This is a genomic window from Gordonia sp. ABSL11-1 (assembly GCF_030315685.1).
Lineage (GTDB): Bacteria > Actinomycetota > Actinomycetes > Mycobacteriales > Mycobacteriaceae > Gordonia.
The window spans coordinates 1-433 of record NZ_JASXSI010000107.1 but is presented as its reverse complement, the minus strand read 5'-3'; the positions used below and the strand labels follow the sequence as shown (position 1 = coordinate 433).

Sequence of the window (433 nt, the reverse complement as noted above, 5' to 3'; positions counted from 1 at the left end):
GTACACCGACGCCGTCTACGACGACCAAACCGGGCAGTGGGTGTCGCGGGCCGAGGTCGCCGACATACCGTTCACCGCGTTCACCTCCAAAGCCAAGAAACTGCAGGTCCCCGGGCGGCTGGTGGTGCGCCGCATCCCCGACTTCCAGCCCCAGGGAGACGGCTTGTTCGACGTGTGGCGGTTCCATGCGTTCTTCACCACCAGCGATCTGGACACCGTGACCGCCGACACAACCCACCGCGGCCATGCGATCATCGAGCAAGTCCACGCCGACCTCAAAGCCTCCGCACTCGCGCATCTGCCCTCAGGAAAATTCAATGCCAACGCCGCCTGGCTGGTGTGTGCGGTCATCGCGTTCAACCTCACCCGCGCCGCCGCCACCCTCACCAGCAACCGATTGGCCACAGCGACCACACCCACCATCCGGCGCACC

The 433-nt window shown here is 65.6% G+C and carries 1 pseudogene; it reads left to right on the top strand.

Annotation, left to right across the window (positions count from 1 at the left end):
- A pseudogene (locus QSJ19_RS26650) lies at positions 1–433 on the top strand (IS1380 family transposase); the annotation flags it as partial.